Below are 26,708 nucleotides of genomic sequence, written 5' to 3'. Positions count from 1 at the left end.
CCGTATGTGCCAGGGCGCGCCCGCAGCGCGTGCGCGCTATGATGCTGGAAACGCTGGAAAGGGGCATCCCCAGCGTTTCTCTCAGAATGATTCTTTCACAGAAGGGGACGTTCGGTGCAGCAGAATTATACGTATGGCGATCCGCACACCGCGATTCCGTGCGCCGGCGTCGATGGCTCGCGCGTCATCTCGTTTTTCATCTTCAACACCGACGTGCACATGCACGTCTATCCGGACGATGGCGAGCAGGCGGCAGACCCTGTGGTCATCGAGCGTCTCGACCGCGCGCTCGATGCGGCGCGTCTGCGCTGCCTGGAGTTCGAGCACGCCTTCTCGCGCACGCGTCCCGATTCCGATATCTCGCGTGCCCATGCCGCCGCTCCCGACCCGGTGCGGGTCGATCCGCGCACGGCCGAGCTCGTGACGCTCGCCAAGGGCTACTGCGCGGCGAGCGGGGGCCTGTTCGACATCACCATGGGGACGGTGACGAGCCTGTGGGATTTCCATCACGGTGTCGTGCCGGGCTCGCTTGCGCTCTCTCGCGCCCTGCCGCATGTCGACTATCGGCGCGTGCAGGTGGGGGCCGATACGGACGGATGCCCGACCCTCTCCATCCTCGACCCCGACGCGATCCTCGACCTCGGCGGGGTGGCGAAGGGCTATATCGCCGACGATATCGCCTGTCTGCTGGAGGGTCGCCAGGTGTCCCGCTTCGCGCTGAACCTGGGCGGCAACGTGCTCGTGCGCGGCGGGCGCACAGCCGACCCGTCGCACGGCAGGCCGCATGCGGGCATGCCGTGGAACATCGGCATCGTGAACCCGCGCGACGACGCGCACAGCCGTGCCATCGTGGCGCTTGCCGACGGGTCGGTGGTCACGAGCGGCGTCTCCGAGCGGAGCTTCACGCGCGGCGGCGTGACGTACCATCACATCCTCGACCCCGCGACCGGGCTGCCCGCTGAGACCGACGCTGCGTCCGCCACGATCGTGGCGCCGCGTTCGCTCGATTGCGATGGGTGCTCTACGACGGTGCTCATGATGGGCGCGCGCCGGGGCATCGATTTCGTCGAGGGCATCCCCGGGGTCGAGGCGGTGATCATCGACCGCGACGACGAGGTGCTGTGGACGAGCGGTCTGGAGGATAGGCTCTCGCTCGTGCCGACGCTGCCTCGCTGGTAGGGGATGAGCGCGGCGCGCGGGCGGGTGCATCCGCCCGCGCGTTCACAAGATGCGCACCGCTGAGGGGAGCCGCCGCACTTTAGCGTGATGGTGTGATACACTGCACCCGGCTTTCAGGTCTGGCGGTGCGTGTATAAATTGTCCGGATTGGCCTGTTGCCCGAGTATCAATGTTTCGCAAATTGAGCAATTACGGTGGTGCCTCATGAATATCGAGAAGATGTACGAACGCGGCGACGTCGATCAGCTCGTTCGCTCTTTTCTGCTATTGGAAAACGAAGACGACGTCCGCGCCTTCCTGACCGACCTGTGCACCCCGCGTGAGATCTGCGACTTCGCCCAGCGCCTCCAGGTGGCCCGCTACCTCGATGAGGGGGAGCCGTATGTGGAGGTGCAGGCCCGCACCGGCGCCTCGTCCACGACGGTGAGCCGCGTGTCCAAGGCGCTGAACGGCGAGCACGGCGGATACCGCCGCATCCTCATCAAGATCGAGGATCAGGAGCGCAGTCGAGCATAAGGCTGCGCCCTCATAGACGAGACGAGCCGGCGGGACCCGGCGCGCCCGGGGAGACGATGGGACTCGCACGTCGTGCGAGTCCTTTGCTGTGCGGGGGCTGCGCGCGGCCTCCTCTCGCGATGGGGAGTTCCGGGTTCGCGGCCGCCCGCGGAAGTTTTGTCCGCGCGGGCAGGTAGGATGGTAGGCGTCCGATACGGGTTGGAAGGCGAGTGCGAACATGTCGCTCAAGATCGTGAACACCACAGCGGGCGCCGGGCTCTCGGCAGGAGAGGTCGCGCTCATCGCGCGGGGCGTCGCGCGCTTCGGCCGTGTGGCGCTTATCGTGCCGAATCGAGCCGAGCGTGACGCCTGCCGCCGCGCGCTGGCCGATGCGGGATGCCTGATGGGGGTGGAGGTGGTGACGCCCGCCGCGTGGGTCGAGGGGCTCGCGCAGCTCTTCGGTGACGGCAGGCGCATCTGCACCGCACTCGAGCGGCAGCTCATCATGGCCGATGTCGTCGCTGCGGTGGACGAGCAGAAGCTGGCGCCCCTGCGGGCGAATCCCGGCACGGTCCGCATGCTGTCGCGCATGGCGCGCGATGCGCTTCGCGCGGCGACGAGCGCAAGCGCGACCATGCCCGAGGGCCCCTCGTGGGCAAAGGTGTCTTCGCTGTTGGACGCCTACGCAAGCGCGCTTGCGGCGCGCGGGCTGATCGAGGCGAGCGACGCGGCGGGAGCCGTCGCCGATGCCGTCGAGCACACGAGTCCCGCATGCGCGCGCTGCGCGATCGTGCGGGACGTGTCCGTGCTGCCCCGCTACCTGGTGCACCTGCTGGCGGCCGTCGCGCGCTCAGGGGAGGTCTCGGTGCTGCTGCGCGGCGCGCAGGGCGCCCTCGCCGAGACGCTCGAGGGCGCGTTTTCGGCGCTCGGGTGCGAGGTCGCCCGCGACGCCCTTTCCGGGGGCGTCGATGCAACCTCTCCGGATACCCCAGAGTTTCTCGAGGTCAGCGGCCCGCATGCGCGCTCGCGCGCCTATGCGGATGAGCTCGTGCGCCTGTTAGGGTGCGCGCCTGCACCATCGCGCGCAGATGCGCCCGCGAGGGCGGTGGTTGCCGCCCCGCGCCCGGCGGAGCTCTTCGAGCAGATGGCGCCCTATCTTGTCGCGCGGGGCGTCGAGGCGCGGGCGACCCGCACCGTCCGCTTCGAGGACACCCTGGTCGGCCGGCACTTCTTGGCGCTGTCCGACCTCGCGCGCCGCCTGGGCGCTGCGCTCGACGGTGCCCTCGGTGCGACGGAGTGGTGGCCCGCGCCCGAGCTGACCGATTGGCTCTACGCGCCCATTTCCGGGGCCGACGCGGGGTACGCCCGCGCGTTCGACAAGAAGGTCCGCTCCAGCCGCGCGCTCGGCGTCGAGGGCGTGCTGCGCGAGCTGCAAAGCGTGCAGAGCCGTGCGGCCGCGGCGCGCCGCAAGCTGCCGGCAGACTCGGTGATGGCAGGCGTTCCCGTCGTGTGCAGCGATGTCATGCAGCTGCTCATGCAGCAGCGTCCGGTCTCGGCGCTGAAGGCCATGCTGTCTGCCGTGGTGGCGCTGCCCGCTTCGGCGTTCGGCTCGGTCGACGGGGCAGCGCGCCAGACGGCCGAGCGCATGGTCGCTGAGCGCGCGATCGAGGTGCTGATGGAGGAGGCGCGCCGTCTGGACGTGAGCCAGGCGGTGGCGGTCTCGGTGCTCGAGGGGCTCGCCGTCACGGTGCGCTGCCGCACGGCGGCACCGGAGGCCGCGGGCTCGGTCGCGACGTTCATGACGCTCGCCGACGCGGCGCTGCTCGAGCCGGGGGATATCGACGCGCTGCTTATGGCCGACGTCGACGTGTCCGGATATCCGCTCTCCCACGAGGAGGGGCCGGTGAGCGCGCTGGCGGGGGCCCTGGGCGAAGCACCCTGCGAGCTCGAGCCCGTGGCGCGCCTGCGCGACCAGGTCGCCCGTGCGCTCGCGGCGCCTGCCGTCGCGACGCTCGCCCGCGTGACGCACGACCGGCAGGCGAAGGACCGCTACCCGGCTGCGATCTGGACCGAGCTCATCGCCGCGGCGGGCGCAGATACCGTCGAGCCCCGTCAGGTGGGAGAGGGGGACATCGAGTGCGATTTCGATCCGGCGGCGCCCGCGGGGGCGGCGCGCCGCGAGCGCGTGGCGTGTCTTTCTCCCGAGGTCCTGAGCGAGGCGGCGAGCGCCTATATCGTGCCGCGCCAACTGAGCGAGGCGGGCGAGCTCGTGCCGCGCCAGCTTTCCGCCTCGCAGATCGAGGCGTATGCGGAGTGCCCGCTGTGCTGGTTCGTGTCCTACCGCGTGCGCCCGAACACGATCGACGCGGGCTTCTCCAACATGGAGAAGGGCAACTTCGTGCATGACGTCATGGACCGTTTCCATGAGCGGCTGATCGAGCTCGGACTCGCCCGCGTGACGCCGGAGAACACGAAGCGCTCGATAGCACTTCTTCGCCAGGTCTTCGAAGAGGTCCGCGCCGAGCACGAGCGGGGCAAGACCGCGAGCAGCGCGCCGCTCGTTCCCCTGTCCGCCACGGAGCGCCGACAGGTGGACGACATCCTGCCGCAGCTCGAGAAGGTCGTGCGCTACGAGGCAGCTGCCCTCGCCCCGTTCGCCCCGGCCTACCTGGAGTACTCCTTTAACGGCCTGGGCGCGACCTACGCCGGCTGGCCGCTCGGCGGGCGCATCGACCGCGTCGACGTGGACGCGGAGGGCCGAGCCGTGGTGATCGACTACAAGCATCGCTCCGACGCAGCCCCCTTCCGCCTGAAGGACCCCACGGTGCCGAATGCCAAGACGGGGGAGGTCGCGGCAGACGACCCGCGCTGGTTGCCGGAGCACACCCAGTCGCTCATCTACGCGCAGGCGTTGCGCCGCACGCTCGGGCTCGATGTGCGCGGCGCCCTGTACTTCTCCACGAAGGGGAAGGTCGCCATGCGCGGGGCGGTGTCGGCCGAGCTCGCCGAGCAGGAGCCGGGCGACGGTCGCGTGCCGGGTCTGCGCGACGGCTTCCCCGCTGCGGAGTCGGGCGGCACGATGACGTTCGACGAGCTGCTCGACCGGGTGGAGGCGAGTATCGCCGAGCGCCTCGACGAGCTCGCGCGCGGCCAGGTGGCTCCGGCCGAGACCCCCCGCGCGAGCTGCGTGCACAACCATCCGCTTGGATTCACGAGAAGGGACGCATAAAGGACATGGATCTCTCTTCGCTCATGCCCCAGCAGCGCGAGATCGTGACGACGCTCGATCGGCCGCTCTTCGTGTCGGCGGGCGCCGGTTCCGGCAAGACCTTCACGCTCACGCGCCGCATCCTGTGGGCCCTGTCGCCTGAGTCCGGTCCCTTCATCGACCATCTGGACCAGGTGCTCGCCATCACGTTCACCAAGGACGCTGCGGCCGAGATCCGCGAACGCGTCCGCGGCGCCCTGATCGCCGAGGGGATGGATGAGGAGGCGCTGAGCGTCGATGACGCGTGGATCTCGACCATCCACGGCATGTGCGCGCGCATCCTGCGCGCCCATGCGCTCGAGCTGGGACTCGATCCGGAGTTCGGCATTCTGGAGGATACCGACGAGCTGATCTCGCAGGCGGTCGACCATGTGGTCGCGCGCGCCGAGGAGGACCGGTCGGACGCGGGGCGCCGTGCGCTATCGGCACTCGTGTCGTGGTTCCCCCTGCGCGGCGAGGTGGGGCCGTCGGGGCGCGAAACGGGCACGAGCGTCCAGATGCTCGTGAGGCGCCTGCTTGAGCTTGCCTGCAGCCTGCCCGACGGCATGGACGGGGTCAGGCTCGCCCGGGGCGCGGACAACCTGTCGAGCCTCGCGGACGCCTATCGTGCCTGCCTGGACGCGAGCCCGCGCGCCGCCGAGATCGGACGGGAGGCGCTCGCCGCAATCGATGCCTTCGAAGCGAGCGAAAAGACCGTCGATGACCTCGTCGCCTGCATGATGTCCTGCGAGATTCCCCGTCCGAGCAAGGCGTTGCCCAAAGAGCAGATCGCGCTGTTGCGCGCCGACGTGGCGGACACCTTCATCAACGCCTACCTCGCCGTGGGTGCGCCCGTGCTCGATGCCCTGATGGGGCTTGCGCGTGCCGTCGAGGAGGAGTACCGCGCGCTCAAGCGCGAGGCGGGGGTGCTCGACAACAACGACCTGCTGCGTCTGGCTCACGAGGCGCTGCGCGACCACGACGAGATCCGCGCGGCATACGCCGACCGCTTCCACCTTGTCATGATCGACGAGTTCCAAGATACCGACCAGCAGCAGGTTGACCTAATCGGCTACCTCACCGACAACGGCCGGCGCCTGTGCACGGTGGGCGACGCGCAGCAGTCCATCTACCGGTTCCGCGGTGCGGAGGTCGAGGTGTTCCGCCGCCAGGAGGCGCAGATTGCGAGCGGCGATGCCAGCGAGGAAGGCGCCCTTGACGGGACGATCGTGCGCCTTGTGCGCAACTTCCGCAGCCATGCGGAGATCCTTAGCTACGTGGCGCGCATCTTCGACGGCGAGGACGGCGGCCTCATGCGGGGCTTTCTGGACCTCGAGCCGCATGAGGGGCGAAAAGACGCCCTGGTCGCCGAAGCCTCGCGGCGCCAGGCGCTGCTCGTGGCGGGCGGTACCTCCGAGGAGCGCGCCCGGGCGAAGGCGGCTGCCATCGCCCGGCGCTTCCGCAGTCTTGCCGACGCCGGCCAGCCCGTGGGCGACATGGTGCTGCTGCTCGGTGCGATGACGTTTTCGGGCATCTATGCCGAGGCGATGCGCGCCGAGGGGCTCGATTGCGTCATCTCGGGCGGATCGGTGTTCTCCTCGACGCCCGAGGTGGCGAGCGTGCGCGCGCTCGTCTGCACGCTCGCCAACCCGCAGGATACCGCCCAGGGCCTCGTACCGCTGCTCGCCTCTCCCATGTTCGCCCTCGGTGCCGAGGAGTTCCTGGCGCTCTCGACCGCCTTCGATCCGGAAACGGGGGAGACGCGCCGGCGCAACGCGGACGCCGGCATCATGAGCGATGACGACGCTCCGGGCATGCAGGGTCTGCCGCTGCTCGCGCGCGCCCGGGCGGTGCTGCGCCGGGCGATCGCGCGCGTGGGGCGCGACGCCGTGGCCGATATCGCGCGCGATGCCGTGCGGGAGTCCGGTTGGCTGGTGCGCCTGGCCGACCGCGGCCCCGAGGGGCGCGCCGTTGCGGCCAACGTCCTGAAGGCGCTCGACATCCTTGCCGAGGCCGAGGCGAAGCAGGGCCGCTCGCCGCGCGCGTGCGCGCTCGCGTTCGACGCGGCGCTCGCCGCCAAGCAGGCGCCCGGCGCGCTGAACGAGGAGGAGGGCGGCGCCGTCCGCATCATGACGGTGCACGCCTCGAAGGGCTTGGAGTTCCCCGTGGTCGCCGTCGCCGAATGCTTCACCATCAAGCGCAACAGCGACCGCATGCAGACGCGCCGGCATGCCGGCTCGGTGGAGGCCGCCGTCATGCCCGCGCGCTTCGCGGGCACGGTGCTTGCCGACGGCACCGAGGTCTCCGAGGCGGACGTGGAGAAGCGCTTCCGCAAGCTCTACGGGGAGTGGCTTTCCCCCGAGGCGTTCGACGACGTGTGCGCCACGGGCTCGGCGGCGGAGGCCTTCGTGTCCATGCGCCTGGAGGGCGAGTGCCGCGAGCTCGAGGAGCGCGCACGCCTGCTGTACGTTGCGATGACGCGCGCACGCGAACTGCTGATTCTTGCGATGGATGGCCGCGTGGGAACCGGACGCGTGCCCGAGCTCAAGTTCGACACGGAGCACGACCTGACCGAGGCGGTGCTCGCGCGCATCCTGCCCGACGACGGCGCGTGCCTCGATGTGGACCGGCTCGTGTTCGACAACGCGCGACCGGGCGGTTTCGAGCTCATCGCCTTGCGCGACTTCATGTATGCGGGCGCGTCGTACACCGCGAATGCGGGGGAGGCGGCGCTGGTCGATGCGGGCGGGCAGGACGTCTGCGCCGAAGATGCGCCGACGGATGGCGATGCGCCGCAGCCCGATACGTTCACGCTCGTCTACCCTGCGGACGTGCCGTACCGCATCGTGATGCAGAGTGCGCCCCAGCGCATTTCGTACAGCTACACGTCGCTTTCCGCCGAGCGCCATACAGACCCCGAGGACCGCGGTGCGCGCGGCGTCGCCGATGGCGCCGATGCGGCGGAGGGGGCGGCGGCAGATCTTGGGCCCGTTGAGCTCGAAGGAGGCTCCGCTACCGAGTCCGCACCGGTTGTGCGGGCGGTGCTCGAGGTCCTAGCGGCACGCGAGGACGCGACGGGTCCCGGCGAGGACGTCGCTTGCGCGCCCGAGGGGGCGGCATCGGCGGGGTGCGACGCGTCCTCACAGGGCGGTGCGGGCGATCCGACGGCGCTCGGCTCGGCGTTCCATGCGGCGGCGCAGTGGCTCATCGAGACCGGGGCCGACCGCGTGCCGGCCGAGCGCGTGGATGCGCTGTGTCGCCTGTGGGGCACGACGTCTGTGCAGCGCGAGCGCTTGGAGGCGGCGCTTGCGCGCTGGGAGGCCTCATCGGTGCGCGCCGAGCTCACGGCGTGGCCCGTTGTGCGTGCCGAGGTGCCGTTTTTCGCGCCTGCGGCCGATGATGCGGATATTCGCGCGCGCGAGGGGGCGTACGTCGAGGGCGCGATCGACGCGCTCGCGACCGACCCGGCGCGACCCGGCGAGGCGCTCGTGATCGATTACAAGACGGGCGGCAGCCCCGCGGAGACGCCCGCCGAGCTCGAGGCGAAGCATGCTCTGCAGGCGCGCGTATACGCCGACGCGCTGCACCGCGCCGGTTACGCCCACGTGTCGCTGCGGTTCGTCCGCGTCGAGATCTCGGATCCCGCTGACCCGCGCGAGCCCCAGGTCGTCGCCTACGAGCTCTGACCGTCCCCGATGAGGACACCCGGCGGCTGTGGGGTTCTGTGGGATGTCTGCGCCGTGGGGTACAATGCAGGGCGAGCAAAACGACAAGGTATATGAGGAGCACATCAGCTATGGCGTTCGTCCATCTGCACAACCATACCGAGTACTCCATGCTCGATGGCGCCACGCGCATCTCGGACATGGTCGATCGGGCGGTCGAGCTCGGCATGCCCGCCGTGGCCATCACCGACCATGGCTACATGTACGGTGTGCCGGAGCTGGGTCTCGCCTGCGACGCGGTGAACCACAGCACGCCGGAGTACAAGGTGTGGAGCCACGACAAGTCCTTCCTTTCCAAGGGCCGCCGCGACGAGCTCGAGCAGCCCGATCCCGAGAAGAACCCCCGCGGCTTCGCGCAGTTCCAGAAGGATATGGAGGAGTGGGACCGCTCGGGCAATCTCGACGCCACGAAGCCCCCGCTCGTCATCAAGCCGATCTTTGGCTGCGAGGTCTACTTCACGCCCGACGACACGCTCGCGCGCGACCGCAAGCCCGAGCTCTACCACATGGTGCTGTTCGCCCAGAACGAACGGGGCTACATCAACCTCATGCAGACGGTCTCCGAGGCCGCCGTGCAGGGCTTCTACTACAAGCCGCGCGTGACGCTCGACAACCTGCGCCGCCATCGCGAGGGTCTTATCGCCAGCTCCGCGTGCATCGCCGGCATCATCCCCAAGTGTATCGACCGCGGCGAGATCGACACGGCCGTCCAGTGGGCCGAGACGTTTCGCGACCTGTTCGAGCCCGGCAACTTCTACATCGAGATCCAGGAGCACGGCATCACGACCGACTCGGGCATGACCGACGAGGAGCTCGACCGCGCCCTCATCAGCATCGCCGAGCAGGTGGGCGTCAAGGTCATCGCCACGAACGACTTCCACTATCTCACGCGCGACGACGCGCCGGTGCAGGACATCATGATGTGCATCGGCATGAACTCCAAGGTCGACGACCCCAACCGCATGCGCATGCAGGGCTCTGAGTTCTACATGAAGACCGAGGAGGAGATGCGGGCGCTGTTCCCGTACTGCCCCGAGGCCTGCGACAACACGCTCGAGATCGCGGAGAAGTGCAACGTTGAGCTCGAGTGGGGCAAGATCATTCTGCCCCGCTACCCGCTGCTCGACCCCGGCGAGACCCATGAGAGCCAGTTCCGCCGCGAGTGCGAGGAGGGCCTGGCCAAGCGCTACGGCGACGACTGGCGCGAGCAGGTCATCGGCGGCGTGAACGTCTCCGAGCGCTTCGAGTACGAGTACAAGGTCATCTGCGAGAAGGGCTTCGCGGCCTACTTCCTCATCGTGGCTGAGTACGTACGCTGGGCGAAGCAAAACGGCATCGGCGTCGGCCCGGGCCGCGGCTCGGCGGCCGGCGCGCTCGTCGCCTACGCGATGGACATCACCACCTTCGACCCCTTGTCGAACGGCCTTATGTTCGAGAGGTTCCTGTCGCCGGAGCGCTCCGAGATGCCCGATATCGACATGGACTTCGACGATGAGCGGCGTCTCGAGGTCATCGAGCACGTACGACAGCTCTATGGCCCCGAGAAGGTCACCCACGTCATCACCTACTCGACCATCAAGGCCAAGCAGGCCATCAACGACGCGGCGCGCGTGCTGGACTACCCGGTCTACATCGGTCAGCGCCTGTCGAAGATGATCTCGTCGGACCCCTCCGTCAAGCTGAAGCAGGTGCTCACGCGCGTCGAGGGCAAAGAGGATCTCTACAACCCCGACTTCGCCGAGGCCTACCAGAAAGATGACGACGCCCGCCGCATCATCGACGCGGCACTCGCCATCGAGGGCCTGACGCGCGGCGAGGGCGTGCACGCGTGCGCCGTGCTGATCTGCCGCGACCCGGTGAACGAGCACGTGCCGACGAAGCTCGACACCAAGGGCGGCGTGGAGATCACCCAGTACGAAGGCCATACGGTGGCGGACATGGGCCTGCTCAAAATGGACTTCCTGGGCCTGCGCACGCTGACGGTCATCTCCAAGGCGAAGGCGAACATCAAGCGCAACTTCGGCATCGACATCGATGTGGACAAGATCCCCTTCGACGATCCGGAGATCTTCAAGCTCATGCAGAACGGCCACACCGCGGGCGTGTTCCAGATCGAGTCCGCCGGCATGACGGCCACGATCAAGAACATGAAGCCGACCGAGTACAAGCACGTGGTCGCTCTGATTGCCCTGTACCGCCCGGGCCCGCTCGGCGCCGGCATGGTCTCCTCCTACATCAACCGCATGAACGGCAAGGAGCCCGCCGTCTCCTACGACCCGCGTCTGGATGACATCCTGGGCGAGACCTACGGCACCATGGTCTACCAGGAGCAGGTTATGAACATCTCGGTCGAGATGTGCGGCTTCTCCAAGGGCGAGTCCGACTCGCGCATCCGCAAGCCCGTGGCCAAGAAGAAGATCAAGATGCTCACCGAGCAGGTCTTCAACTGGTCGGACGGCGAGGACGAGACCATCTACGACCACTGGATGAACGGCGCCGAGAAGAACGGCTACAAGCGTGAGACGGCGCAGAAGATCTGGGACGATGTTCTGGAGTTTGCGTCCTACGCGTTCAACAAGTCCCACTCCGCCGGCTACGCCATCCTGGTCATGCAGACCGCGTGGCTGAAGGCGCACTACCCGCACGAGTACATGGCGGCCGTTCTGACCTCCTACACCGGCAAGACCGAGAAGATCGTGCACTACGTCTCAGCGTGCCGCCACGACGGCATTCCCGTGCTGCCGCCTGACGTGAACGAGTCGGGCCGCGAGTTCACGGCGACGGCCGAGGGCGTGCGCTTCGGTCTGGCCGGCATCCGCGGCGTGGGCGAGGGCGTGGCCGACGCGATCATCGCCGAGCGCGAGGCGTCGGGCCCGTTCAAGAACCTGCACGATTTCGTGGACCGCGTGGACTCGAGCCAGGCGAACCGCCGCGTCATCGAGGCGCTCATCAAGGCAGGCGCCTTCGATGCGACCGGCTACCCGCGCCGCCAGCTCATGCACTTCGTGGACAAGAACAACCCGGAGAACATCATCGACGCCGCGGCGAAGCGCCAGAAGGACCGCGCAGCCGGCCAGACGTCGCTGTTCGACGTGTTCGGCGACGTGGAGGGCTCCGGATTCGAAGTCGTCGTGCCCGAGCCGGATGGTCAGGAGTGGGACCGCCACATGAAGCTCTCCGCCGAGCGCGACGTTCTGGGCATCTACGTGTCCGACCACCCGCTGCGCCCGTTCGAGTACGCGCTCGCCAAGGCGCGCGAGTTCTCGCTGTCGCAGATCGACACCGGTTTCGAGACAGCGAACCCGGCGGGCGAGGGCACCATCAACCAGGAGATTCCCGAGGGTAAGCCGTTCTGGTTCGCCGGCATGGTCTCCGAGGTGAGCAAGCGCGTGACGAAAAACGGCGACCCCATGGCCATCGTCACCCTGGAGGACATGGAAGGGGAGGCCACGGTCGTGGTGTTCCCGAAGACCTACAAGGAGTGCGAGGGATACCTCTACGGCGAGACCGACCCCGAGACGGGCGCGGTGCTCTCCGACGCGTTCATCCGCGTGCGCGGCAAGCTCGAGCGCAGCGACCGCGGCGACCAGATCATCGCTCAGGAGATCCTGCCGCTCGAGCTCAACGAGGAGAACAACCGCCCGAAGGTGTTCGAGATCATGGTGCCGAGCTCGCGCTTCAGCCAGGGGAACATGGCGCGCCTCGCCACGATCCTCTCGACGAACCCGGGCGGCGACCGTGTGGAGCTCTTCATCGAGCAGGCTGACGGCCAGACGATGCGCGCTGAGATCCCCACGCGGGTGAACGCGCGCAGCATCCCGCTGCTCGCCGAGGTGAAGGGCATCGTGGGCAACCGCGGACGCGTGACCGTGGTGTAGGCTGAGCGCCACACGCGCTTCGTTGCAGGACCCTGCCGCATTCGTGCGACAGGGTCCTTTCCGTATCTTGCGCATCGCTTCGCAAAACGCCGTGCGTGCCGCGATAGGCTGGCGGTACGCGATAGGCGGCAGCGAGGTTCGCACATGCATCTTTCATCGGAGCAAACCGACCGACTTGGTTTCGTCGAGAGGTCGCTCGCCCTGCTCGTCAACGAGACGTGCAGGATACCGCCGCCGAAAGACCTCGTGGATGCAGAGGAGGGGGCGCCTTGGCGCGGCGTTTGCCGTCTACGCCGGAGGGCCGTAGGTGACCGCGCCCGTGACCTCGTCGAAGTGCATCCAACCGGGCATATCGCCGTGAGCGTCGTCGATATAGCGCTCGCCGTCTCGCTCCACCAAGCCCTCGGGCTCTGCGGCCCAGGCGGTGCCCGCGCCCAGGGTGATCGAGGCGAGTGCGGCGATGGCGATTGCGTGCGCCAAGCGTTTTCCCACTCGGGTGCGGGTCGTGCCGAGCATCGTTCTCCTTCTCATGTGGGATACGGGTCGAATATCCATTGTCAGGCCTTGTTGGCACGCGAGCGAATGCGGTGCGGTGCCGCCGCACATCTCATCCCGTCGTGGCGTTTTCAAGATGCGGGGACGGCAGCCTCTCGATGAGGGGTATGCCGTCATGCCCGGACGCGGCTTGCACCCTCGGCCGTTCCGAATGGTGTCAGATGCAAGCAGGGGTGCGGTCGTGCGTCTGCCAGACGCTGCGCGTGCATCTGTCGGGGCGGGTGCGTACAACAGACGCGCGCGTCGTGCGCGTACATCCGCAACAGAAGGGAGAGACGCGATGCATCGTAGGGACACGAACCGGGGCGACAGGGCTAGATGCGATTCGCTTGGCTACGGGCTTCCGGTGGGCATTCACCGCGGGGCCCTGGCGGGTCTCGATGGGGAGGAGCGGAAAAAGAAGCTTGAAGAGCACAAGAGGACCATCCACCCGCATGGAGAGCCGCTCAGGTACGAGACGATCGGGACGGGGTTTCGATCCTATGGCTACGGATACCGGGTCCCGCAGGGTGTCCGCGTTGTGAAGCAGTTTCCCTCGCACGCGCTTGGCGACCTGATTGCAAACATTCGGAAAGACCGGCTGGTCGCCTTTGCACGAACGATGGGCCTCTCGCGCATCTCGGCCCTGCGCAAGGAGCGCATCGTCGAGCGCGTCCTTGCGGATTCAGACGGGCTGTCCCGCGCGATCGAGGCGCAACTGCGCTCCTGCAGCAACGCGCAGTTCGCGGGTTTCAAGCTTCTACTCGGCAAGCCTGACGCCACGTTCACATTCACCGGGGACGACCATGTGCGCCGTGATGCGATCGAGGCGCTCGAGCCGCTTGTCTGGATGTATTACCTCGACGGCACCTACTGCGCCTTCATGCCGCCCGAGATCGCCCAGGCGGCGGCTGCCGTGGATCTTGCCGCAATCGAGCGCGAGCGCGATCGCACCTGGCAGATCCCGCTCGCCATCGCGACCCTCAAGGAGTTTTTCGGCGTGGCGCGCGTCGCCGATGTCGCGCCGTGCTGTCAGGAGCTGTTCGGGTTCGAACCGACCGTGCACGATGTTCTGGAAGCCATCAAGAAGGGCACGTGGTCGCTGCTCAACGACAGCTGCGGCATCCGCCGCATCGAGCACGGATGCTGGCCGAAGGACATCATCGATGCGAAAGGCTATATCGTTGCGTACGATCTGACCGATACGGCCGTGGAGACGTTGGCGCAGGAGCGCATGAGGTGGCATGCGAAGGTGGCGCCGTATCGGGCAGGCGCCGCGTGGATATATCGCTACGAGCCCGCGATCGACTACGAGACGTATCGCATAGCTGAGGTTAAGGCGCGCGACGAGTTCATCCAGACGCTTCTCGGCGCGCGAGCCAAAGGGGTTATCAAAGAGCCCGGCCGTATCGATCCGGCCGTCGCCACGCGGGGGCCCAGGGGATGGGAGCTGCAGCTGCCCGAGGCGCGGGCCATGCGCACCTGGCTCGATGCGCACGTTCCCGACGAGCAGGATGATTTCACGTATGCCGACGAGACCCTCGAGCGCTTGATCTCGGAGCGCAACCGCTCGGCGCAGCCCTGCAACATGATGGAGACGGCGCGCGAGCTCGGTCTGTTCTCCTGCACGTTCGACGTCAAGGAGCTGCTCGATCTGCTCGTCGCGCTCGAGGAGGCGCTGCCGAGTTGGCATCTGAACGGCTGGACGCCGCGCGACCTGCATGAGGCGATGGCGAGCGGTACGGTGCCCGCCAAGTGTGCCGTATCCGCCGCTGAGAGCGATCGGCTGGTGCGGGCTGAGGGCTAAATGCCAGGCGCATCACCGTTCGAAGCTGCGCTGAGTGACCGCTTTGTCCGTTGCATGGGTACCTGCAAACGAGGAGGGCCCACTTTCAGTACTTTTTCAGCGCCTGCTCGAGTGGCCGGCGCAATGGGGCACAATCGCTTCAACAAAACCGCAGGTCAGAGGCTTACTCAAAAATGGTTCAAGCGCGTGTACTCGGACGGTGGCGAAAAAAGTACTGAAAGTGGGACCTCCTCGTTTCCGATGCGCGGAAATCCTGCAAATCGGCACCGCGAGCACGCGTGTAAGGGCGCATCGCTGCCCGTGCCGCCGCAACAAGCGTCACTTTGCCGTCCGGACGCCACCGCTCTACATGGAAAAGCCCCGCCTGCGCGCTCGGACTGAGCGCAGGCGGGGCTTTCTGCGGGCGATGGGCTCACCGTGTAGATGCAGCGGGGCGCTTACTTCTTGATCCAGCTGAACATGGAGCGGATCTTCTCGCCGGTCTTCTCGATCTCGTGCTCGTTGATCTTCTCGCGCTGCTCGAGCAGCCACTTGTGGCCGTTGTTGCAGTCGTCGACGAACTCCTGGGCGAAGCTGCCGTCCTGGATGCGCGCCAGGATCTGCTTCATGGCCTTGCGGCTCTCCTCGTTGATGATCTTCGGGCCGGCGTAGTACTCGCCGTACTCGGCGGTGTTGGAGATGGAGTAGTTCATGAAGTGGATGCCGCTCTCGTACATGAGGTCGACGATCATCTTCATCTCGTGATAGCACTCGAAGTAGGCCAGCTCGGGCGGATAACCCGCCTCGGTCAGGGTCTCGAAGCCGGCCTTCACGAGCTCGACGAGGCCGCCGCAGAGCACGGCCTGCTCGCCGAAGAGGTCCTCTTCGGTCTCCTCCTTGAAGGTGGCCTTGATGATGCCGGAGCGGGCACCGCCCACGCCCCAGCAGTAGGCGAGCGCGATATCCCAGGCGTCGCCGGTGGCGTCCTGCGCCACGCAGGCGAGATCGGGCACGCCGGAGCCCTCGACGAACTGGCGGCGCACGATGTGGCCGGGGCCCTTGGGCGCGCACATGATGACGTTCACGTCCTCGGGAGCCTTGATGTAGCCGTAGTGGATGTTGAAGCCATGGGCGAAGGCGAGGGTGTCACCGGGCTTGAGGTGCGCGGCGATGTGCTCCTCGTAGACCTTGGGCTGGGTCTCGTCGGGTACGAGCATCATGATGAGGTCGGCTTCCTCGGCGGCGGTGTCCATGTCGCACACCTTGAGGCCGGCCTCCTCGGCCTTCGCCCAGGAACTGGAGCCCTCGCGCAGGCCGACGCGCACGTCGCAGCCGGAGTCGAGCAGGTTCAGCGCATGGGCATGGCCCTGGGAGCCGTAGCCGATGATGGCGATCTTCTTGTCCTGGATCACCTGGGGGTTGCAGTCGCTCTCGTAATAGATCGTTACAGCCATTGTTGTTCTCCTTCGATGTCCGTGGCCGTTGTAACCAGAGTAAGAAGCCGCGCGTCGCGCATCCGCGTGCGGGCGGGCGCGGCACGGGGTTGAAACAAATGCGCTAGCGGTCGCTCGCGCCCCTCGACATCGCGATCTTGCCGGTACGCGTGAGCTGACGGATGCCGTAGCTGCGGAAAAGGTCCTCGAGCGCGTCGAGCTTGCTCGCCGTGCCCGTGGCCTCCACCGTGAGGGAGTTCTTGCCGACATCCACAATGTTCGCGCGGAAGATGCTCGCGATCTCGATGATCTCGTGGCGCCGCTCGGGCGTAGCGATGACCTTGAAGAGCACGAGCTCGCGCTCGATGGCGTCGGTGTCGGTGAGGTCCGAGATCTTGAAGACGCTGACGAGCTTGTGCAGCTGCTTGGTGATCTGCTCGTAGCCGACCTCGTCGGCATCCACGATGATGGTCATGCGGCTCATGGTGACGTCCTCGGTGGGAGCCACCGTGAGCGAATCGATGTTGAAGCCGCGGCGCGACACGAGGCCGGTCACGCGCGAGAGGACGCCGGGTTTGTTCTCGACGAGAACGGACAGGATGTGCTTCATGCCCGATCGCCTCCCTTCGAGACGGATTCATCTGCGACGATGTCGGCGGTCGCGCCGGCGATGCGCGTGTCGGCGTCGTGGTCGGTGAGCGGTGCGGGCTCGGCGATGGTCCCCGCGTGCTCGCCGGCGGGGCTCATGCCCTTCTCCGTCACGCGGACGCCGCCGAGCGTCACGTCGATGGCGCCGATGATGTCATCGATGGCGGCGCCGGGCGCGACCATGGGGTAGACGGTCTGCGCCGTGGGGATGACCACGTCGAGCAGGTAGGGGGTGTCGGCGGCGAGCATGCGGTCGAGCGCGGCGTCGATCTCGTCGGGGCGGCTGATGCGCTCGGCGGCCCAGCCGTAGGCCTCGGCGAGCTTCACGAAGTCGGGGTTCGCCGTGAACTCGGTGCAGGAGTAGCGCTCGTGGTAAAACAGGCGCTGCCACTGGTGCACCATGCCCAGGGCGTTGTTGTCGATCAGCAGGACCTTCACGGCGGCGCCGTTGCCGATGGCGGTCGCCATCTCCTGCACGTTCATCTGGAAGCTGCCGTCGCCCGCCACGCACACGACCTGGCAGTCGGGCCGGCCGATCTTGGCGCCGATGGCCGCGGGGAAACCGAAGCCCATGGTGCCCAGGCCGCCGCTCGAGATGAAGGTGCGGGACTCCTCGCGATGGATATGCTGGTGCGCCCACATCTGGTGCTGGCCGACCTCGGTGGTGACGACGCTCGCGTGCGGGTCGAGCTTGGCCGAGAGGCGCTCGAGCACGATCTCGGGCGCGATGCGGTCGGGGTAGTCCTCGAAGTCGGCGGTGTAGAACGGCCAGCGCTCGCGCCAGCCGAGGCAGGTCTCGACCCACTTCTGGCTCACGGGCGCAGCGCCGATCTTGGCGATGCGGTCGTTGATGGCCGCCACCACGACGCGCGCATCGCCCACGATGGGGACCTGCGGGTCGCGGACCTTGCCGATCTCGGCCGGGTCGATGTCGATGTGGATGACCTTCGCATGCGGCGCGAACTCGGAGAGCTTGCCGGTCACGCGGTCGGAGAAGCGCATGCCCACGGCGATGATGAGGTCGCACTCGGTGACGGCCATGTTGGCGTACTTGGAGCCGTGCATGCCCACCGGACCCAGGTTCAGCGGGTTCGAGCAGGGCATGGCGGCTTTGCCGAGCAGCGTCGTGACCACGGGGATCTGCATGGTCTCGGCGAGCTCGACGACCTCGTCGCACGCATGCGACGACACGACGCCGCCGCCGACCATGAGCAGGGGCCGCGTCGCGTGGCAGATGAGCTCGACGGCCTGCTTCACCTGCTTGGCGTTGCCCTTGTAGGTGGGTCGGTAGCTTGGGATGCTGATCTTGTCGGGGTAGTGGAAGACCATCTGCTCGCCGGCAAGATCGGAGGGCACGTCGATGAGCACGGGGCCGGGCCTGCCGGTCGCGGCGATATAGAACGCCTCGCGGAACGTGTGCGTGAGGTCGTCGTTGGACTGTAGCAGGAAGCTGTGCTTCACGACGGGCATGGTGATGCCCACGATGTCGGCCTCCTGGAACGCGTCGGTGCCGATGACGCCGCGCGTCACCTGGCCGGAGATGACCACGAGCGGCACGGAGTCCATGTAGGCCGTGGCGATGCCCGTGACCGTGTTCGTGGCGCCCGGTCCGCTCGTGACCAGCGCGACGCCCACCTTGCCGGTGGCGCGCGCGTAGCCGTCGGCCTCGTGGACCGCGCCCTGCTCGTGGCGGGCGAGGATGTGGCGGATCTTGTGCGAGTCGTAGAGGGCGTCGTAGATCTTGATGGCCTGGCCGCCGGGGTAGCCGAAGACCGTGTCGACGCCTTCGGCCTCGAGGCTCGCGATGATGGCCTGGGCGCCGGTCATGGTCTGGCCCTCTTTGTCGGTATGGCTGCCCGGACCGAACGGCTCGCCGGATACGGCGCGCTGCTTGCGGGCGAGCCGGGCCTCGCGGCTCATGTCGGTCGCCTGGTAGGCGCCGGCCGCGGCGCTCGTGCAGGCGTGCTGGCGGATGTCGTCGGGCATGTCGGGAGTGCGCGGGCTGCCGGCGAGGGCGCCCTGGGCGCGGGTGGTGTCACTCATGAGAGGTAGGCCCCCTTGTCAGCGCTCGTGACGAGCTTCGCGTAGCGCGAGAGCACGCCGGTCGTGTACTTGGGTGCGGGAGGCTGCCAGGCGGCGCGGCGCGCTGCCAGCTCGTCGTCGGTGAGGCGCACGTTCAGCGTGCCGGCCTCGATGTCGATATCGATGATGTCGCCCTCCTCGATGAGCGCGATCGGGCCGCCGGCCGCCGCCTCGGGGCTCACATGCCCGATGCACGGGCCCTTGCTCGCGCCGGAGAAGCGGCCGTCGGTGATGAGGGCGACGGACTTGTCGAGCCCCATGCCGCAGATGACGCTCGTGGGCGTGAGCATCTCGCGCATGCCCGGGCCGCCGGCCGGACCCTCGTAGCGGATGACGACGACGTCGCCGGGGTTGATCTTGCCGCCGAGGATGGCCTCGCAGGCGCTCTCCTCGCTGTCGAACACGCGCGCCGGGCCGGAATGCGCGTACATCTCGGGGGCGCAGGCGCTGCGCTTCACGACGCCGCAGTCGGGGGCGAGGTTGCCGCGCATGACCTTGAGGCCGCCGATGGGGGAGTAGGCGTTGTCGACCTCGCGCACGATCTCGCCGTCGGCCGCCGGGCATTCGGCGATCCAGTCGGCCATGCTCCCGTGGCAGGTGCGGGCGTCCTCGCGCAGAAGCCCCGCGCGGCCGAGCACGCCGATGATGGCGGGGATGCCGCCCACGGCGTTCAGGTCCTCGATGTGCAGGGGGCCGGCCGGCGCGATGCGCACGATGTTCGGGGTCTTGTCGGACACGCGGTCCCAGTCCTCCATCGTCACCGGGCAGCCGGCGGCGTGCGCGATGGCCGTGAGGTGCAGCATCGTGTTCGTGGAGCCGCCGAAGGCCATGTCGAGCACCATGCCGTTGTAGACGGAGGCCTCGTTCAGGATGTCGAGGGCGCAGGTGCCCTCGCGGACGAGGTCCATCACCTTCATGCCCGTGCGCTTGGCGAGGCGGATGCGCTCGGAGTACACGGCGGGCACGGTGCCGTTGCCGGGAAGCGCGAGGCCGAGCGCCTCGGCCAGACAGCAGATGGAGTTCGCCGTGAACATGCCCGAGCAGCTGCCGCAGGTGGGGCAGGCGGTGTTCTCGAGCCAGGCGCACTCCTCGGGCGTCATGGTGCCGGCGGTCACCTGGCCCACGGCGTCGAACAGGCTGTTCAGGTCGGTCTCGCGCCCGCACTTGTCGCGGCCGGCGAGCATGGGGCCGCCGGACACGAGCATGGTCGGGATGTTCAGGCGCGCCGCGGCGATGAGCATGCCGGGCACGATCTTGTCGCAGCTGGGGATGAGCACCATCGCGTCGAACTGATGGCCCTGGATGGCGCACTCGACGGAGTCGGCGATGACCTCGCGGCTCGTGAGCGAGTAGCGCATGCCCTCGTGGTTCATGGCGATGCCGTCGCACACGCCGATGGTGTTGATCTGCAGCGGCGTGCCGCCGGCCATGCGCACGCCCGCCTTGACGGCGTCGGCGATCTGCTGCAGGTGGATATGGCCGGGGATGACCTCGTTTTGGGCCGAGACGACCGCCACGAGCGGCCGCTCGAGCTCCTCGTCGGTGAGCCCGTCGGCTTTCAAAAGGCTTCTGTGGGGCGCTCGCGCCAGCCCCTTCTTGATGGCATCGCTTCGCAGCTGCATCCGATTCCCCCTCGCGTCGTGCGGTTTGCTTCACCAGGATGTGCGAAGGCGAGGGTGCATGCCCTGCGGGATGCCGATGACGGTGGCGTCCGGCGCGGCGTAGTTGCGCACCGGGCCGCGCGCGGGGATCTCCCGCCGGGCCGGCACGTGTTCTGCCGAGCTGCTCGAGGGTATGTTCCCGACCGCACGCCGCGGGTTCTCACGCTTCCCGCTCGCTGTGGTGCGCCCGTCCGGTACTCGCCCTGTCGTCGCATTTCCTAAGTTTTTCGAGTATCGCCCCGCAACGAATCTGACGCAAGGACGAAATCCGCACGAAACACTTTAGTCGGCAGAAGCGTCCATTCGTTCGGCGAACGGCGTGTCCCCGATGAGGACACGCACAGAATCAGTAGCGGCCGCGCATGGAGTACCAGCCGTCGTGCTCGTCGACCTCGAGCGGCACGCCGAACAGCTCAGACATGGCCGGGCCGCGCAGAAGCTCCGCCTTGGGACCGTCGGCCACGATGGCGGCATCCTTGATGAGCAGGACGCGGTCGATGGCGGGGATGATGTCCTCGGGGTAGTGTGTGACCAGCACGATCGAGCGGCCCTCGTCGGCGAGCAAGCGCATGGTGTTGCGCACGTGGTACATACCCTCCGGGTCGAGGCCGGTGCATGGCTCGTCAAAGATGAGGATCTTCGGGTCGCTCATGAGCTCGCGCGCGACGAGGACGCGGCGGACCTGGCCGGTGGAGAGCGTCATGACGTCCCGGTCGGCGAGCTCGGCGATGCCGAGACGCTCCATCGCGTCGTATGCCTGCCCGCGCGCCGCGTCGTCGACGGCGGTGCGCTGTGGCAGACCGAGGGTGCCGAACAGGCCGCCGCATACGATCTCGAGGGCGGGCAGGTGCACGCGCACCTGGTCGTGCATGGTGGCCGACACGATGCCGAGCGCCTGCTTTATCTCGGAGAGCTGCGGGCGCGCAGCTCCGCGGAAGCGCACGGGCGGCTCGTCGCGGTGCAGGGGGAACACCTCGCGGGTGAGCAGCTGGATGAACGTCGACTTGCCGGCGCCGTTCGGGCCGAGCAGCGCCACGTGGTCGCCCTCGGCGAGGTCGAAGTGGTCCACGGAGAGAATCGTTCGCCCGCCGCGGACCACCTTTGCATCGCGCAGCTGGAACAGCGGTGTGGCAGCGGTCTCCATGGCATCCTCCATATGTCGCGGGCGTGTAGTCAATCCGCGTCATGCTACGCCAACGCGGGCGCCCGGGAAAGAGGCGAAACATTGATTTAGCGTGCGCGCGGGCGCCTCTCCGGGGCTGACCGGCTCCGGATGTCGCGGGGCGGGCGGACGCGGTTCTCCCTTTGCGCGCCCGAACGGTAGGCAGCCGGGGAGACCCTCGCTTCTGCAGGCGCGCTGTCGGGGGAATCTGCTATGCTGCTTTACCATAAAAAAGTACACGCTGCACGATGAAAGGTGGGAAGCCATGGCGGAAATGCTCACGCTCGATGCGTTCGAGGAGGCGTCCGAGAAGGTCAAGGAGGTCACCCAGAAAACCGAGCTCGTCGAGAGCCCGCACTTCAGCCAGCTGACCGGCAACCGCGTGTACCTCAAGCCCGAGAACATGCAACGCACCGGCGCCTACAAGGTACGCGGTGCCTATTACAAGATTAGCACGCTCACGCCCGAGGAGCTCGGCTGCGGCATCATCACGGCGAGCGCCGGCAACCATGCGCAGGGCGTGGCCTTCGCCGCAGCGCGTGCGGGCGCCAAGGCGGTGGTGGTCATGCCCACGACCACTCCGCTCATCAAGGTCGAGCGCACCAAGGGCTACGGCGCCGAGGTCGTGCTGTACGGCGACGTGTACGACGAGGCCTGCGACCACGCCCTCGAGCTCGCCGCCGAGCACGGCTACACGTTCATCCATCCCTTCAACGACCCCACGGTCGCCACGGGCCAGGGCACGATCGCCATGGAGATCGTGCAGGAGCTGCCGCTCGTCGACACCATCCTCGTGCCCGTGGGCGGCGGCGGCCTTGCCTGCGGCGTCTCCACGTTCGCGAAGCTCTACAACCCGAAGATCCGCGTGATCGGCGTGGAGCCCGCCGGCGCCCCCTCGCTCACCGCGGCGCTCGAGGCGGGCCATCCCGTGAAGATCCCCACGGCGAACACCATCGCCGACGGCACGGCGGTGCTCGAGGTGGGCGATGCGGTCTTCCCGTATTTGCAGAACAACCTCGACGACGTCATCTGCGTGCCCGACGACGAGCTCATCGTGTCGTTCCTCGACATGGTGGAGAACCACAAGATGATCGTCGAGAATTCCGGCCTTCTGACCGTGGCCGCCCTGAAGCACCTGCCGGCGGAGAACCGGCGCGTGGTGTCCATCCTCTCGGGCGGCAACATGGATGTCATCACCATGAGCTCCGTGGTCCAGCACGGCCTCATCCAGCGCGACCGTATCTTCACCGTGAGCGTGCTTCTGCCCGACCGCCCGGGCATGCTCGTGCGCGTGGCGAGCGCCATCGCCGAGCAGAACGGCAACGTCATCAAGCTCGAACACAACCAGTTCGTGAGCACGAACCGCAACGCCGCGGTGGAGCTGCGCGTGACCATCGAGGCCTACGGCACCGACCACAAGCAGCAGATCATCGCTGCCCTCGAGCAGGCGGGGTTCGCCCCTCAGCTCGAGCAGACCATGCTGTAGGCGTGCCGCTTCCCGTCGCAGCCGCGGCGCCTCGTGCCGGTCGGCGGCCGAAACGGGCCATTGCCGGCGGGCGGGCGCGCATGTGCGCGCGGGCGGGTATACCTCTGGTGAGGCTCTCATGACAAGGGAAAGGAGCGGCTATGTTCTTCAAGAACGTCATGGTTCCCTACGATGAGTCCGAACACGCGACGAGCGCGCTTCACATCGCGTTCGGCATGGTGGGCGACGATCCCGGCGCCCAGATCCATGTCGTGATGATCGTCGGCGCCGGGGCGGTGCCCGCGCCCTCGCTCGTGGGCGGCGCCTTCGACACGCCCATCGACACCGGCAGCCTCATGGAGTACGACAACATGATGGGCGCTCTCGTCGAGCGCACGCGCAGCGAGATCGAGCGTGTGGTGGAAGACGCGCGCGACGGCGCCCAGTGCAAGGTGAACGTTGTCGTCCGCACGGCATCCGCGCCGGTCGAGGGCATCGCCGAATACGTGGCGGACCATTCCATCGACTTGGTGGTCATGGGGCGCCGCGGCCTGGGCGCCCTGCGCGGCATGCTCGGCAGCGTGAGCTTCGGCGTGCTGCGCTCGGTGGACGTGCCCGTGCTCACCGTCAAGTAGCGCGCAAAGCTCCCGCCCTTGGGGCGGCGGCATCACAGACGCCCCCATCCTCCTCGTCCGCCCGCGGCCGTTCGCTGCGGGCGGACGGCTTTGTCTTGGGGTCCGGGTATGGCGCTTGTGGGCTTTAGGGCGCCTGTGTATGCCCCAGCATCAGGCTGGGCATAATAAGCCACGTTTCAAGAACATGATTGAGCGAGCACATAGATGGGAGAGCATCATGGCAACGTTTTACACCGACGGTAACGGCGCGTTTCTGGCAGATGTGAAGGGTGGCAAGGCCCCCGAGGGCTTCACCGCGCTCGAGGCGAACACGACCGACGCGGCGACCGAGAAGCACGTCCCCGCCGTCGAGCTCCAGCGCGACGGCCACATCGTCTTCGCTAAGGTCGGCTCCACCGAGCACCCCATGACCGAGGAGCACTACATCGAGTGGATCGCGCTCGAGGCCGATGGCCGCCTGGAGATCCATTACCTGAAGCCCGGCCAGACGCCTGCGACGTTTTTCGCCGGCGGCGTGAAGACCGGTACCGTGTACGCCTACTGCAACCTGCACGGCCTGTGGAGCGCGAACTTCTAAGGAAGCTCGGGGCATTCCCGATACCGCGCGTCGCCCGCGTGCCGCCTGAGGCGCGCGGGAGGCATATTCCCCGTGCATGACGGGACGTTCTCGCCCGTCCGCGACATCCGCCGCGGACGGGCGACGTGTTTGACGCCATGCCGGCGCGCGGACGGGTATCATGGGGGAGGAAACGACGGATCGAGGAGACTCGCGATGAAACTTGCGCTCGCGCAGATCGATGTGCGCCTGGGTGATATCGAAGGTATCTGCTCGCGCATCGGCGATCAGGCCGTTCTGGCTTCCAGCCAGGGTGCGCAGCTGCTCTGCTGCCCGACCCCGATGTTTTGCGGCATGCAGCCGACCTCGCTGATCGAGTACCCCAACTACCTGCATGACCTCTTGCGCTGCCTGAGCGCGCTCGCCGAGCGCCTGGAGGATGCCGACATCTCCTGCCTCGTGCCCGCGATCGTGCCCATCGGCCCGTCGCCGTTTCTCGAGACGTTCCTGGTGCGCGAGGGCCGGGTCGTGCCCCTGCGCTCGCTGATCGGGGTTCGCCACGGCAACCTCGACGTCGGCACCTGGGAGTCACCGGTGTTCGATATCGACGGCGCGCGCGTCGCGGTGGTGCTCGAGCTCGAGCGCGACCTCCCGCAGCTGCCGCGCGGCTGCGATGTCGCCGTCTACCTGCCCTTGGGTGGGTTCAACGCCCAAAACGAGCAGACGAGCGCGGTCGCGGCCGTGGCGGACGGCTACTTCTCCGAGGCTGCGGCGCGTGCGGGCGTCTGGCTGGCGTACATGGCCCCGGTGGGCGCCTATGACGACGTGGTCTACACGGGCGGCTCGTTTGTGATGGACGAGGCGGGGCGCGTGGTCGCCGCATCGCCCTGCTTCGAGGAGGACCTGCTCGTGCAGGAGGTCGTCCGCGGCAGCGTCGTGCCGGCGATCGACACCCATGAGCTGCCGAGCTTTCAGCGAGAGGAATGGGTGTGGGAGGCGCTGCGCCTGCACCTGCGCGACACCGTCGAGGCGAACGGCTATCCGCGTATCGCGATGGCGCTCGAGGGCGACCTTCCGTCCTCGCTGCTCGCCGTGCTCGCGGTCGATGCCGTGGGGTCGCGCAACGTCATCGGCGTCGCGTTCGAGCGCTCCGAGGTCTTCACACCCCAGCAGGAGGCGGCGGAGTGCGAGCGGATGGAGCGGGTGCGCCAGCTCGCGGCGAATCTCGGCATCCGGCTCGTCGAGCGCGCGCAGGGCGATGTGTCGCGGTGGATGGACCGCGATGTGCCCGCCCGCGACGCGGGCCGCCTGCGCGCGGGTATCGACGCGCTGTACCTTTCCGACGTGGCGCACGAGCTGGACGCCTGCATCGTCACGGCGCTCACGAAGACCGACGCCGCGATCGCCCCGGACGCCTGCGTGCGCGCCGGCGCCCCGTTCGCGCTCGTGGCGCCGTTCGGCGACGTGTACCTCACCTACCTCGAGTTCCTCGCACGCTACCGCAGCCGCACCTCCGCCGCAATTCCAGCCGGGCTCATCTCGCTCGCCTCGATTCGCCAGAGCATGGACCGCATCCTGTTCGATGCAGCCGACGTGGCGGGGCGCGACCCGATCGCGCGCGAGCGCATCGCACAGATCTTCGCCCGTCTCGAGCCCGCGCAGATCGATGGGGCGCTCGAGGCGCACGTCGACCGCAACCAGACGCTCGAGGACATCCCGCTGTCGGCGATCAGTCCTAAGGCGGTGTCGCTTTTGATGCTCATGACGCGCCGCGGCGAGCAGCGGCGCCGTTCGCTGCCGATGACCCCCTTCGTCTCGGAGCGGAGCTTCAGCGAGCGCGTCTGGCCGGCGACGCTCGGATGGTCTGACCTGGGCCGCGGCGGCGAGGACCCCTTGAGCCTGGAAGGGTTCGTCGCGGCGGAGCAGGAGCGCCTGGAGGAGCTCGGCGAGGAGCACGGTGAGCGCGTGCGCGGCGAGATCTTGGGCCTTCTGGGGGATCTTCTGGGACTTTCCCCCGATCAGCAGCAGGAGCTCATGAGCGAGGAGGGCCAGCGCCGCATGCGCGAGAGCGCCATGCGCTTTGAGAGCCAGCTGCGCCAGATGATGGAGTCCGCGGGCGAGGATGAGATGGGGGGCGCCGGCCCCGCCGCTCCGCCGTCGGGCGGCGCCGTGCACCACTACCCCTTCTTCTCGCAGAACTGATCGGCGCGCTATCGGCGTGC

Annotated in this window: 16 protein-coding genes; 10 read left to right on the top strand and 6 right to left on the bottom strand. The window is 67.8% G+C overall.

What is annotated here, in order from left to right; genetic code table 11:
* The first annotated feature begins 114 nt into the window (after positions 1 to 114).
* From H6A21_RS00305 to dnaE, 5 genes are all read left to right on the top strand, one after another.
* Entirely contained in the window at positions 115 to 1,179 is a 1,065-nt protein-coding gene (locus H6A21_RS00305) for an FAD:protein FMN transferase (RefSeq protein ID WP_204559601.1), read from the top strand.
* Between the two features lie 204 nt (positions 1,180 to 1,383).
* On the top strand, positions 1,384 to 1,695 hold the full coding sequence (locus tag H6A21_RS00300) for a YerC/YecD family TrpR-related protein (RefSeq protein WP_204559600.1): 312 nt from the start codon (positions 1,384 to 1,386) through the stop codon (positions 1,693 to 1,695).
* A gap of 217 nt (positions 1,696 to 1,912) precedes the next feature.
* Entirely contained in the window at positions 1,913 to 4,903 is a 2,991-nt protein-coding gene (locus H6A21_RS00295) for a PD-(D/E)XK nuclease family protein (protein ID WP_204559599.1), read from the top strand.
* A gap of 5 nt (positions 4,904 to 4,908) precedes the next feature.
* Positions 4,909 to 8,607: a UvrD-helicase domain-containing protein gene (locus tag H6A21_RS00290; RefSeq protein ID WP_204559598.1), complete on the top strand. Its 3,699-nt coding sequence runs from the start codon at positions 4,909 to 4,911 to the stop codon at positions 8,605 to 8,607.
* A gap of 110 nt (positions 8,608 to 8,717) precedes the next feature.
* A complete protein-coding gene (gene dnaE / locus H6A21_RS00285) occupies positions 8,718 to 12,524 on the top strand; it encodes a DNA polymerase III subunit alpha (RefSeq protein ID WP_204559597.1) in 3,807 nt (1,268 codons plus the stop codon).
* Between the two features lie 288 nt (positions 12,525 to 12,812).
* Here the strand turns inward: dnaE and H6A21_RS00280 are convergent, their stop codons facing one another.
* Positions 12,813 to 13,040, bottom strand: coding sequence for a hypothetical protein (locus H6A21_RS00280; RefSeq protein WP_204559596.1), 228 nt, complete (start codon positions 13,038 to 13,040; stop codon positions 12,813 to 12,815).
* Positions 13,041 to 13,599: 559 nt separating this feature from the next.
* Here H6A21_RS00280 and H6A21_RS00275 point away from each other — a divergent pair.
* A complete protein-coding gene (locus H6A21_RS00275) occupies positions 13,600 to 14,865 on the top strand; it encodes a hypothetical protein (RefSeq protein WP_204559595.1) in 1,266 nt (421 codons plus the stop codon).
* Between the two features lie 437 nt (positions 14,866 to 15,302).
* On the opposite strand, the gene ilvC is transcribed toward H6A21_RS00275, so the two are convergent.
* The 5 genes from ilvC to H6A21_RS00250 all read right to left on the bottom strand — a co-directional run bounded on the left by ilvC (position 15,303) and on the right by H6A21_RS00250 (position 21,812).
* Positions 15,303 to 16,298 (bottom strand): ketol-acid reductoisomerase, encoded by a 996-nt coding sequence (ilvC, locus tag H6A21_RS00270; RefSeq protein ID WP_204559594.1) that lies wholly within the window; start codon positions 16,296 to 16,298, stop codon positions 15,303 to 15,305.
* 103 nt (positions 16,299 to 16,401) lie between these two features.
* Positions 16,402 to 16,887 (bottom strand): acetolactate synthase small subunit, encoded by a 486-nt coding sequence (gene ilvN / locus H6A21_RS00265; protein WP_204559593.1) that lies wholly within the window; start codon positions 16,885 to 16,887, stop codon positions 16,402 to 16,404.
* Positions 16,884 to 18,968 (bottom strand): biosynthetic-type acetolactate synthase large subunit, encoded by a 2,085-nt coding sequence (gene ilvB, locus H6A21_RS00260; RefSeq protein WP_342636014.1) that lies wholly within the window; start codon positions 18,966 to 18,968, stop codon positions 16,884 to 16,886. The genes ilvN and ilvB overlap by 4 nt, the downstream gene beginning before the upstream one ends.
* Positions 18,965 to 20,629, bottom strand: coding sequence for a dihydroxy-acid dehydratase (gene ilvD, locus H6A21_RS00255; protein ID WP_204559592.1), 1,665 nt, complete (start codon positions 20,627 to 20,629; stop codon positions 18,965 to 18,967). Before ilvD ends, ilvB begins: the two co-directional genes overlap by 4 nt.
* A gap of 385 nt (positions 20,630 to 21,014) precedes the next feature.
* Positions 21,015 to 21,812: an ABC transporter ATP-binding protein gene (locus H6A21_RS00250; RefSeq protein WP_239462522.1), complete on the bottom strand. Its 798-nt coding sequence runs from the start codon at positions 21,810 to 21,812 to the stop codon at positions 21,015 to 21,017.
* 283 nt (positions 21,813 to 22,095) lie between these two features.
* Here H6A21_RS00250 and ilvA point away from each other — a divergent pair, with 283 nt between their 5' ends.
* The 4 genes from ilvA (at position 22,096) to H6A21_RS00230 (ending at position 26,688) form a co-directional block, all read left to right on the top strand.
* Positions 22,096 to 23,316 carry a threonine ammonia-lyase gene (ilvA, locus tag H6A21_RS00245; protein WP_204559590.1) on the top strand — a complete coding sequence of 407 codons (1,221 nt, stop codon included), beginning with the start codon at positions 22,096 to 22,098 and terminating at the stop codon, positions 23,314 to 23,316.
* A 140-nt stretch (positions 23,317 to 23,456) separates the two neighbouring features.
* Positions 23,457 to 23,930 carry a universal stress protein gene (locus tag H6A21_RS00240; protein ID WP_204559589.1) on the top strand — a complete coding sequence of 158 codons (474 nt, stop codon included), beginning with the start codon at positions 23,457 to 23,459 and terminating at the stop codon, positions 23,928 to 23,930.
* Positions 23,931 to 24,147: 217 nt separating this feature from the next.
* Positions 24,148 to 24,507 carry a desulfoferrodoxin family protein gene (locus tag H6A21_RS00235; RefSeq protein ID WP_204559588.1) on the top strand — a complete coding sequence of 120 codons (360 nt, stop codon included), beginning with the start codon at positions 24,148 to 24,150 and terminating at the stop codon, positions 24,505 to 24,507.
* 195 nt (positions 24,508 to 24,702) lie between these two features.
* A complete protein-coding gene (locus tag H6A21_RS00230) occupies positions 24,703 to 26,688 on the top strand; it encodes a nitrilase-related carbon-nitrogen hydrolase (protein ID WP_204559587.1) in 1,986 nt (661 codons plus the stop codon).
* Positions 26,689 to 26,708: the final 20 nt, after the last annotated feature.

The organism is Collinsella tanakaei, assembly GCF_016902615.1.
GTDB lineage: Bacteria > Actinomycetota > Coriobacteriia > Coriobacteriales > Coriobacteriaceae > Collinsella > Collinsella tanakaei_A.
Note: the sequence above shows the minus strand (reverse complement) of the source record. Positions and strands in the feature narration are given on the sequence as shown.

What these genes read in the sequence shown, in the direction of transcription:
- H6A21_RS00290 (WP_204559598.1), top strand. Translation starts at nt 4,909, where the DNA reads ATGGATCTCTCTTCGCTCATGCCCCAGCAGCGCGAGATCGTGACGACG.
- ilvD (WP_204559592.1), bottom strand. Translation starts at nt 20,629, where the DNA reads ATGCAGCTGCGAAGCGATGCCATCAAGAAGGGGCTGGCGCGAGCGCCC.
- H6A21_RS00300 (WP_204559600.1), top strand. Translation starts at nt 1,384, where the DNA reads ATGAATATCGAGAAGATGTACGAACGCGGCGACGTCGATCAGCTCGTT.
- H6A21_RS00240 (WP_204559589.1), top strand. Translation starts at nt 23,457, where the DNA reads ATGTTCTTCAAGAACGTCATGGTTCCCTACGATGAGTCCGAACACGCG.
- ilvA (WP_204559590.1), top strand. Translation starts at nt 22,096, where the DNA reads ATGGCGGAAATGCTCACGCTCGATGCGTTCGAGGAGGCGTCCGAGAAG.
- H6A21_RS00295 (WP_204559599.1), top strand. Translation starts at nt 1,913, where the DNA reads ATGTCGCTCAAGATCGTGAACACCACAGCGGGCGCCGGGCTCTCGGCA.
- H6A21_RS00280 (WP_204559596.1), bottom strand. Translation starts at nt 13,040, where the DNA reads ATGCTCGGCACGACCCGCACCCGAGTGGGAAAACGCTTGGCGCACGCA.
- ilvB (WP_342636014.1), bottom strand. Translation starts at nt 18,968, where the DNA reads ATGAGTGACACCACCCGCGCCCAGGGCGCCCTCGCCGGCAGCCCGCGC.
- H6A21_RS00235 (WP_204559588.1), top strand. Translation starts at nt 24,148, where the DNA reads ATGGCAACGTTTTACACCGACGGTAACGGCGCGTTTCTGGCAGATGTG.
- H6A21_RS00250 (WP_239462522.1), bottom strand. Translation starts at nt 21,812, where the DNA reads ATGGAGACCGCTGCCACACCGCTGTTCCAGCTGCGCGATGCAAAGGTG.
- dnaE (WP_204559597.1), top strand. Translation starts at nt 8,718, where the DNA reads ATGGCGTTCGTCCATCTGCACAACCATACCGAGTACTCCATGCTCGAT.
- H6A21_RS00230 (WP_204559587.1), top strand. Translation starts at nt 24,703, where the DNA reads ATGAAACTTGCGCTCGCGCAGATCGATGTGCGCCTGGGTGATATCGAA.
- ilvN (WP_204559593.1), bottom strand. Translation starts at nt 16,887, where the DNA reads ATGAAGCACATCCTGTCCGTTCTCGTCGAGAACAAACCCGGCGTCCTC.
- ilvC (WP_204559594.1), bottom strand. Translation starts at nt 16,298, where the DNA reads ATGGCTGTAACGATCTATTACGAGAGCGACTGCAACCCCCAGGTGATC.